Annotated in this window: 7 protein-coding genes and 1 pseudogene; 3 read left to right on the top strand and 5 right to left on the bottom strand. The window is 67.7% G+C overall.

The genetic code is table 11. The features are described 5' to 3' along the window. Positions 1 to 134 precede the first annotated feature (134 nt). Complete coding sequence (locus D7X74_RS35990; protein ID WP_120537511.1) at positions 135 to 398, bottom strand: hypothetical protein; 264 nt, start codon at positions 396 to 398, stop codon at positions 135 to 137. Between the two features lie 229 nt (positions 399 to 627). Between D7X74_RS35990 and D7X74_RS35985 the strand changes: the two genes are divergently transcribed. Both D7X74_RS35985 and D7X74_RS35980 read left to right on the top strand, forming a co-directional pair. After that, positions 628 to 1,245 carry a hypothetical protein gene (locus tag D7X74_RS35985; RefSeq protein ID WP_147446809.1) on the top strand — a complete coding sequence of 206 codons (618 nt, stop codon included), beginning with the start codon at positions 628 to 630 and terminating at the stop codon, positions 1,243 to 1,245. 92 nt (positions 1,246 to 1,337) lie between these two features. Further along, on the top strand, positions 1,338 to 2,339 hold the full coding sequence (locus tag D7X74_RS35980) for a hypothetical protein (protein ID WP_147446808.1): 1,002 nt from the start codon (positions 1,338 to 1,340) through the stop codon (positions 2,337 to 2,339). Positions 2,340 to 2,443: 104 nt separating this feature from the next. On the opposite strand, the gene D7X74_RS35975 is transcribed toward D7X74_RS35980, so the two are convergent. The 4 genes from D7X74_RS35975 to D7X74_RS35960 form a co-directional block, all read right to left on the bottom strand. After that, on the bottom strand, positions 2,444 to 3,607 hold the full coding sequence (locus D7X74_RS35975; RefSeq protein WP_120537508.1) for an acyl-CoA dehydrogenase family protein: 1,164 nt from the start codon (positions 3,605 to 3,607) through the stop codon (positions 2,444 to 2,446). A gap of 73 nt (positions 3,608 to 3,680) precedes the next feature. Further along, positions 3,681 to 4,520 carry a sugar phosphate isomerase/epimerase gene (locus D7X74_RS35970; protein ID WP_158622347.1) on the bottom strand — a complete coding sequence of 280 codons (840 nt, stop codon included), beginning with the start codon at positions 4,518 to 4,520 and terminating at the stop codon, positions 3,681 to 3,683. A gap of 90 nt (positions 4,521 to 4,610) precedes the next feature. Continuing rightward, positions 4,611 to 6,587, bottom strand: a complete 1,977-nt coding sequence (locus D7X74_RS35965; protein WP_233602405.1) for an ankyrin repeat domain-containing protein — start codon at positions 6,585 to 6,587, stop codon at positions 4,611 to 4,613. 530 nt (positions 6,588 to 7,117) lie between these two features. Further along, entirely contained in the window at positions 7,118 to 7,321 is a 204-nt protein-coding gene (locus D7X74_RS35960; RefSeq protein ID WP_233602404.1) for an SBBP repeat-containing protein, read from the bottom strand. 290 nt (positions 7,322 to 7,611) lie between these two features. Between D7X74_RS35960 and D7X74_RS35955 the strand changes: the two are divergent. Continuing rightward, a pseudogene (locus D7X74_RS35955) lies at positions 7,612 to 8,698 on the top strand (hypothetical protein); the annotation flags it as partial.

The following is an 8,698-nucleotide window of genomic DNA, read 5'->3' as shown; positions in this document are numbered from 1 at the left end:
CCCCGGCATGAGCCCCACCCTCGGCGGGACCTGACGGACATGGGGCGCATGCTACGGCTCCATCCCTGGGGAGGATGCTGTCTGAAAGCGCGAGCCAGCATTCCTGACAGGACAGATGGAGGTGGTGGGGCTGCCTACCAGTACAGCTCACCTGTCGATTCGCCGGTCTCGGAGTTCATCTCCGGGCAGATGCCGGGGAGGACTTCTTTCTTCAGCGAACGGAACTGGCCTGCCTTGATGACGAAATCCTGAAGGGCACAGGCGTCGGGTTCGCCCAAGGCGCTGGCCCTCCAGAGGGCGCGCAGTACCAGACTGTCTGGGCGGAAGGCGAGCTGGAGCAATGGGGTGTCTTCGCCGCCCGCGGGCAGGTGCAGGACGTGGCCATTCGTCGCGTCCATGGCGCACTGCGTGGGGCCACTGTTGGCGGGGCTGGCGGGAGCTTCTGTTAGCTTGGTCGCACTGTCTCCTCCTGCTCCCAGAACCCTGCTCATGACCGAACCTGCTTCTTCGCGGAACTCCGCAGCCGCTCCGCTTCAGTCCGACCCCGCTGGGGCGCGGGCCCTGCTCCGGTGTACTGCCTGTCAGCTTCCGATTGTCCGAGCCTACTTCCAGGTGAATGACCGCCTGATGTGCCCGAAATGTCGGAAGGAGGTGGAGTCGGCGAGCACAGGAGGTTCGAAGGCGCTGCGTGTCCTGAAGGCGGGAGCGTTTGGCTTTGGCGCGGCCATCGCCGGGGTGGCGGTGTATTGCGGGGTGGGCCTGACGGGCTACAACATGGGCCTCCTCCTCATCCTGGTGGGATGGATGGTGGGCACCGCCGTGTTCAAGGGCTCGGAGGGCCGCGGAGGGCTCGTCTACCAGGTGCTCGCGGTGCTGTTGACGTATCTGGCGCTGGGAGCCGCGCGCGTGCCGGAGGTGAAAGCACGCAGCAAGGCGGAGTCCGAGAGTCGGCCCCGCCGCGTGAGTTCGCGTGTGTTCGACAGGGCCCATGACAGCCCCATCCATCAGTTCTTTTCGCCAGACATGGGGGATGCGATGTCCCGCGAGGAGGTCCTGGTCATCGAGATCCTCAACACCTCGACGCTCGTCGTGCGGGGCCCTGCCTACGAGGCCACGCAGCGTCCCGTGTCAGGGCTCCTCTATGGTTTCGCGCTGTACGTGGCATGGCGCCGCAACAGGCGTGCGGTGTTGAGCGTGGTCGGTCCGTTCCAGTGGGCCGGCGTGTCCCCTGCGCCCGGAAGCTGATTCGAACGTTCGTTTCCTCGAACTTCGCCCGTGCTGAACATGTGATAGCAGTCGGGCAGGATCGCTGTATGCACGCTCCAGGGGGAAGCAGCATGAAACATTGGACGCTCGGGTGGATGCTCGTCGTGATGGCTGGGATGATGGCGGGATGTCCCGCTTCCGACATCGACACCGGCACCGATGCGGGGAACGACGCAGGCGTTGACGCGGGTATCGACGGAGGTGCTGATGGCGGCCTCGACGGAGGCTCCGATGCCGGCCTCGATGCAGGTATCGATGGCGGCCTCGATGACGGCACGTGCACCCTGGATGCGGACTGTCTTGCTTCGGAGCTCTGTCATCCCACCGCGAAGGTATGTGTGCGGACCTGCATGAGCAGCATGGACTGTCCGGACACCGCGAAGACCTGCGACGTGCTGAGCCCCTCGGACTCCCGGAAGGTGTGCCAGTGCTCGACGGATGTTCTGTGCAACGCCGACGAGGGCACCTCCGACCGGGTGTGCTCGATCCCTGACGCGGTGTGCATCCCGAGGTGCACCGCGGACGAAGCGTGCGGTGAGGGGCAGCGCTGCGATACCGCGTCGGGGCACTGCAAGGTGAGGGGCGACACCGGCGCTGCCTGCACGGGCGAAGGACAGTCGAACTGCGACTACGGCACGCACTTCTGCAACTCGAACGTGTGCACACCGCTCTGGGAACCGGGTTGCCCCAACTACACGAACTTTCCGAACAAGGACATGCTGGGCACCACGGGCCCCATCCTCTACGCCGCCCGTCGGGTGAGCGTCTCGACGGACACGGTCCTCTGCGGAACGGCGACGCCCAAGCTCGTGAAGGTGGCGTTCTCGGCGTATTCCAGCGTGCCCTTCCCGATGACCAAGGGGGACTTGAACGGCTTCTTCCGGGTGCTGGTGGCGGGCACGGTCCGGGAAGGAACCCAGGACGTGCGTGGCGCCGACTACACCGTGACGGGAGACAACCGGGAGCGTGCCGAGCTGATCGTCAGCCTCTGCACCGAAGCGACGGCGACCACCCTCTCGACGGCCTACTACTTCACGGGCGGCAACTTCCTCTGCTTCCAGGCCAACTTCTGAGCTTCTGGCCCAGGACGGGCTCGGACCTTGTCGGGTCCGGCCCTGTCCCGGGGTGATGCGTTACATCCCAGGGAAGGCCTTCATCCGGTGTGTCGTGCGGATCGCTACAGCGTGGGGGCCGGCAGGTCGAGCCCCAGCAGCAGGCCGCCGGTGAGCTCCAGGGTGGGGGGGGCCACCATGGCGTGCTGGGTGGCGACGTGGACGTCCCGGAAGCAGCGCTGGAGGGGGCTTGAGCGGAAGACAGCGCTGCCGCCCGCGGCCTCGTACAAGCCATCCACGGCGCGCGCGGCGCCGCGGGTGGCGTGTGTCATCGCCAATCGCAGCTCGGCGCGGGAGTGGAGGGAGACGGGGCCCCGCGTGGACTCGTCGTAGAGGGCGTCGAGGGCCTCCAGGACGAAGGCGCGTGCGGAGCGCACGGTGGCCTCGGCGACGGCGACGGCTTCCTGGGCCGCGGGGCGCGCGGCCAGCTGGCGGCGCTCCAGCACCAGCGTCTTCTGGTGGGACAGCGCGATGAACTCGTCGATGGCGCGGCGGGCGATGCCCAGCGCCACCGCCGGGATTCCCATTCCCAGCAGGCCGAAGGGGAAGCCGTAGAGGGGCGCGTTGACGCGCCGCGGGCCGAAGAGCGAGAAGACATACGCCTCTGGCACGAAGAGGTCCTTCACCTCCATGTCCAGGCTGCCCGTGCCGCACAGGCCGGACGCGAACCAGGTGTCGTGCAGCACCACGCTCTGGGCCGGGAAGAAGCACAGGCGCGTCTCGGGGATCCCCTCGGCCACCATGAGGGGCTTGCCACCCTCCGTCACCACCGCGCCTCCCACCAGCCATTGGCTGTGCTGCCCGCCGCTCACCCAGGACCAGCGCCCCGTGACGCGGTAGCCGCCCTCGACACGCTCGGCGCGGCCGATGGGCGCCGCCATGCCGCCAGTGATGGCGTCCGGCGCGCCGTATACGGCCTGGGCCACGGGCTCGGGCAGCCACGCGGACGTCAGCGCGGTGGAGGCGCCAATCATCACGCACCAGCCCGTGGCGCCGTCCGCCTTCGCCAGCGCTTCGATGATCCGGAAGGACAGGGCCGGGTGCAGCTCCAGACCGCCCAGCGACAGCGGAATCATCATCCGGAAGAAGCCTTCCCGGGCCAGCTCCGCGGCCAGGTCCGGTGGCAGCCTGCGGGCGTTCTCGATTTCGTCGGAGCGCGCGGACAGGCGGGGGAACAGTGCCTGGGCGGTGGTGAGCAGCGGGTGCACGGGGGGCGTGAGGTCCGTCATGCGGGGAGCCTAGCCGGACTTCGCCGTCCAGCATGCCCCGCGTTCCACCCGACGAACGGTGGGACCCCTTCACTCAGTGAAGTGCGGTGGGGCCATCCACGGCGCGTGACAGTTCACGCCACTTCAGCATGGAGCGGCGGAAGTGCTCCTCCGGCGGCTCTTCGATGCCGAAGGTGTGGAGCAGCATGGGGCCCTCGTAGCCGGCGCGGCGCAAGGGGAGCAGGTACCGGGTCCCCACGTCGAGGTCGCCCCGGTCGAGCGGCTGGATGACTTCGGACCAGCCGGGAGCGTGCGGATCGAACTCGCGTGCGGCGCCGTGGATGCTCACGAGGGCGAGCTGGGGCGCGGCCGCCGCGATGACCTCCTCCAACCGGTCCCGGTTCCCCGCCCGGAGCTCGTGACAGAGATGGAGCGACGTCTTCAACCGGGGACGGTCGACCGCCGCGAGCAGGGCCAGCGACTCCTCGACGTTCTCGATGGCCTCGCCGTCATGGGGGTACAGGACGACGTCCACTCCGCGCGCGGTGGCCAGGTCCACCACGTCGCGGACCGAGGCGACCATGGCCGCCTTGGCGTCCGGAGGGCCGCTCAGGATGAGCCAGAGCGCCGTCCGCCGTGGCGCGAGCGCCGCCAGCATCCCGTCCAGCGCCTCCCGGTCCCAGGCCGTGTTGAAGGGCAGGACGAAGAGGACGGCGGGAAGGCGGACCCGTCCCGCCACCACTGCGGGCTGGGTGGCGTAGGTGTCGAAGGCCTCACGGCCCGGCCAGAACAGCGTCACCCCGGCGTAGCCGAGCGAATCAAGCAGCTCCACCTGCGCGGCGACCGGCCGCGACTCCAGCGTGAAGTTGAACGCACCGAGCGGAGCGTCGGATGACCCAAGACGCCGTGGCTCGCTGCATCCCAAGGCAGCCATGAGCAGCACGGGCGCGAGCCATTTCGGCCACGGGCCCCCGTTGGAATCGACGCGACGAGGATGACGAGAACACATGGGTGGCCTGGGGATTCAGACGAGCGCGCTTCCTGTTTCACGCAAGACCTTGAACAGCTTGTCCCGCTTCAGGTGCCCCCGGGCGAAGGCCTTCGGCACGAAGACCTGCTTGAGCGATGCATCCGAAGCGTCGAAGTCACCCGAGGCGAAGTGGTGTCTTGCCTTCACCTTCGCCCGCACGTCGTGGTCGTCGGCGATGACCGCCTCTGCCTTCATCACGCCGCCGACCCGGACCGAGGCGTCGTTGCCGTGACCCCAGACCACCTGGGCCTCCAGGTCCTGGCCAACAATCACCTCTCCATCCGAGTCCACGCCGGTGGCGCGCAGCGAGCCACCCACCACGAGCAGTCCTTCGGGGCCCGCGTTGCGAAGGACGCCTTCCACCGTGAGGTTGCCGGTCACGAGCAACGGCCCGTCCACGTGCACGTCGCCCTTCACCACCAGGTTGCCTCGCACGAAGCGCGGAAGCTTGGAGAGGCGAGGCGTCTTCGCTTCGCTGGGGAGTGCGTCCCGCGCGAGCTCCACCAGGGCCATGGCCGTCCAGGGAGGCACGCCCTGGACCGCTGCCGCGAGTGCGTCCCAGGACGTGGCGCCTTCCAGTGTGAGCCGCTTCAGGACCTGTTCGACGGCGGCCACGTCCTTGTCCTCGTAGTACCAGGCCTTGAGCACCGCCTTGCGCCGGGAGGCCAGTGCCTCCTGCAGCGGCTGCACGTCCACCGCGCCCGCCTTGCCCGAAGGCGCCTTGGCGCCCATGAGTTGGGCGAGGTGCGGGTTGCCGTGCTCCAGCGCCTCCTTCACGGGCGTCTGGCCCGCTGTGTTCTTTCGAGTCGCATCCGCTCCAGCCTGGAGCAGGACCTCGATGACGGGTCCCCGTTCCTTGATGCGCGCATGTTGGTGCAGGGGCGTCCAGCCCTTGCCCGCGTTGGGGTTGGCCCCCGCTTCGATGAGCGCCCGCGCCACGTCGGCCTGCCGGGCGTCGAAGAGCGCCGTGCGCCCCGATGCGTCGAGCGCGTCCACGGGAACGCCGCCCCCGGCCAGCAGGGCGATGCATGCCTCGCTGCCGTGTTCAGCCGCTGCATGCAGGGGCGTGGCCTTCCGCGCGTCGACGGCTTCCGGAGAGACACCCAGGCGAAGCAGCTCCTTCACCAACGCCGGGTCCTCCACGCTCGCGGCCAGGTGGAGGGCTCCGCGTTTGTGTTTGTCCCGGGCCTCCAGGTCGGCTCCCAGCGCGACCAGGGCCAGCACCCGGCCAGTCCGGCTGTTGCCCTCGAAGCCAGGGCCGAAGAATGGCTCCGCGTCGAGCCCCGCCGCGAGCAGGAATCCGTTGTCCAGGGACCTGGCCTTCCGCGCCGGGGGGCGTGGCAGGGGCTTCTGCTTCCGGAGCCAGGCTTGGAAGCCTTCGTCGGAGAAGGCGCCCTCCAGGCCTTGGAATGCGAGCGGGTCATCGTCGCTCTCGACGCCGTGGGCGCGCATGCCGGGAGACTCTTCCACCAGGGCGAGCAGCTTCCGGTAGCCCTGCTCTGGCGGGCCCTGCCGCAGCGCGCGCCAGGCGGCGAGCCCGCGACGCGCGCGCGCATGGTCCACGAGCTCACGCAGGGCTTCGGCCTCTGCCAGCGCGGCCTCCGCCTGCTTGAGTTCGGCCGCCGTCGGATTGCGCCGCACCAGGTCCTCGGCGCATTGGCTCAGGGCCAGTGCGCGTGCCTTCTGGGCGGTCGACAACTTTCCGCCGGGCTTCGTGCCCCGGGTCAACTCAAGGACGCGGTCGCGAACCCTCCAGTGCTCGGCCTTCACCTCGCGTTCCCAGCGGTGGGGCTCCGCGCGCCGCGTGGGGTCCCACGCCCAGTTGAGCGAGTGCAGCGCCAGCAGGTGCTCCGGGTCCGTCGCCACCACCTCGCGCAGCAGGGGAATGGCCTCGTCCAACTGGGGTGGCATCTCATCCAACAACCCGTCCGCCTTCTTCATCAACGCGGAGACATCGGGCTTCCTGTTCATGGGAGGGCGCGCCATGGCGGGCACCTTGCCAAGAAGGCGGGGCCGGCGCGCGCGAAATGCGCACGGCCTCGCGACAAGGCCTCGGACGCCAACACCGCGGGCCTGACACGCCGCATGGCTTGTGCGGAACATGCCATCCCCCGTGCAGCAGCCGAGCAGGCGCGCGGCCTCGACCGAGGTCTCGGTCAGAACCGCGTTGCTGGGGGGCAGTCGAGTCGAGCACGGGCTCTTCATTCACCGCGGAAGACGGGGACAGCCATTCCCACCACGAAGGCGAAACTCAGCGCGACTCCGGAGACGAGCTTGCGCGGCATCTGGAGCTCCTTGCGTTGAGAGGCATCTGGAAGAGCGCTTTCAGTGCATCTCCAATCCAAGATGCCGCGGTGGATGAATTCGTTCAATTCCGGTGGGCGACGGAAGTGGTTGGGTAGCGAGGCGACCGCGCCCTTCGCGTCTGGCTGCCGCGAAGGGCGCTGGTGTTGCCCGTCTGGAATAGGACGTCGGGACGGCCGTACGGGAATGCTGTCGAATCAGAAGCGGGCGAGGAAGGCGTCGTAGCCGCCGGCGCTGGTATTGCCGCCGAGGCTCCCGAAGGTCTGTCCGACGACAAAGGTGTTGCCGGAGGCGTCCACGGCCACGCCGTAGGCGATGTCCTGGGCCGGTGTGCCCAGGGTGCGGGTGCCCAGCCGGGTTCCCAGCGCGTCGTAGCGGGGAAGATGGGTAGAGAAAGACACGGAAGCAAGGGTGAGTGACCCGGATGTGAGTTGTCACAGACCCGGATTTGAATGATGCACTGTGGCAACTTCAGCTCAGCTCCCGCTGCGACAATCGTGTCTCAAGAATTTGGAAACCGACCTGGCGCGTCGGTCGCTGAATCCATTGCAAGGACGTGGTGCATCCCTTTGCTTCCCCTGGAGTCCTCTCCAGGAATTTCGCCAAGGATTTAAAATCATTCAATCCATGGACTTATCGACACGATCTCCGGAGGATGTCTCCCGGCCCGCAGCCGAGGAGAGAGACATCGATGCCGCGAACGACCATCAAGAACCTGATCATCTTTGGCGATAGCATGTCGGACATCGGGACCAAGGCGGACTCCGGCATGGGCGCGTTCGCGAACTTCTTCGGGCTGATGCAAGTCAACGAACAAGGGCGGTTCAGCGACAGGAAGAACTGGACGGATTTCTTCTGGGAGTGGGCGGGCGGGACATCGCTGTTCCGGCCCGGAGTGGTCCGATTCAATGACCCGGACGCGCCCCCACGGCGATCGCCGCTCCCTCCCACGAGCCCGCTGATCGAGACCCGCGCGGCAACCCTGGTTCACCGGACGCTCACCGTGGACTCAAGCCAGGACTCGGGCTCCGGGCGCACCCATCCTGGCGATTCGAGCTCAGGTCATGGGCGGGCTTTCACGTATGTGAATTATGCCGAGGGCGGCGCGATGGGCGCATCGGATCACTCCAAGATCGGCTTGGGCACGTTTCAACAACAGTATGAGCGTTTTCGCACCCAGGCGCATGCGCTCCCGCTGGAGGGGGACACGATGTTCATCATCTGGTTCGGCCTGAATGACCTGGTGACGAACAATCGCGACCCGGATACCATGCACAAGGTTGTTGAGGAGATGTTCAAGATCATCGGCAACCTCAATGCCATCGTGGGCGCTCGCGCTCATTTCATGCTCATCAACTTGCCGGATCCAGCGGATGCCGTCCGTTACGCGGCATTGCGCAGAGACAGCGACCAGATGGTGCGATTCACCAAGGGGGCCACCCATTTCAACGCGGAGCTCGCGAAAACTGCCAATGATTCCTGGTATTTGAACGTTCGCGTGGTGGACATGTTCGCGGTCCTCAAAGCGGTCACGCACTCCGCCGAGGCGCTGGCGCGAAACGGACTGGTTCGCGGGGCACAAGCCGCTCTTCCCCCCATGGAATATCCACACATCGGCCCGCTCCCGGTCTATGCCCCGCGGCCCGCTGCGCCCGCGGCGGCCTTCAGGATCCCCCCTCCGCCTCCTCCAGCGCGGACTCGAGTCCGCGCGCCTCGGCCCGCCGCGCTCCATACGCCTCACCCGCCGGCCGGTCCTCCTCCTCCGGCCAGCCCTCCTC

The sequence above is a fragment of the Corallococcus sp. CA047B genome, assembly GCF_003612065.1.
Taxonomy (GTDB): domain Bacteria; phylum Myxococcota; class Myxococcia; order Myxococcales; family Myxococcaceae; genus Corallococcus; species Corallococcus praedator.
The sequence above is the reverse complement of the archived record's forward strand: the minus strand, read 5'-3'. Positions and strand labels throughout refer to the sequence as shown.

What these genes read in the sequence shown, in the direction of transcription:
- D7X74_RS35990 (WP_120537511.1), bottom strand. Translation starts at nt 398, where the DNA reads ATGGACGCGACGAATGGCCACGTCCTGCACCTGCCCGCGGGCGGCGAA.
- D7X74_RS35985 (WP_147446809.1), top strand. Translation starts at nt 628, where the DNA reads ATGTGCCCGAAATGTCGGAAGGAGGTGGAGTCGGCGAGCACAGGAGGT.
- D7X74_RS35980 (WP_147446808.1), top strand. Translation starts at nt 1,338, where the DNA reads ATGAAACATTGGACGCTCGGGTGGATGCTCGTCGTGATGGCTGGGATG.
- D7X74_RS35975 (WP_120537508.1), bottom strand. Translation starts at nt 3,607, where the DNA reads ATGACGGACCTCACGCCCCCCGTGCACCCGCTGCTCACCACCGCCCAG.
- D7X74_RS35970 (WP_158622347.1), bottom strand. Translation starts at nt 4,520, where the DNA reads ATGGCTGCCTTGGGATGCAGCGAGCCACGGCGTCTTGGGTCATCCGAC.
- D7X74_RS35965 (WP_233602405.1), bottom strand. Translation starts at nt 6,587, where the DNA reads ATGAACAGGAAGCCCGATGTCTCCGCGTTGATGAAGAAGGCGGACGGG.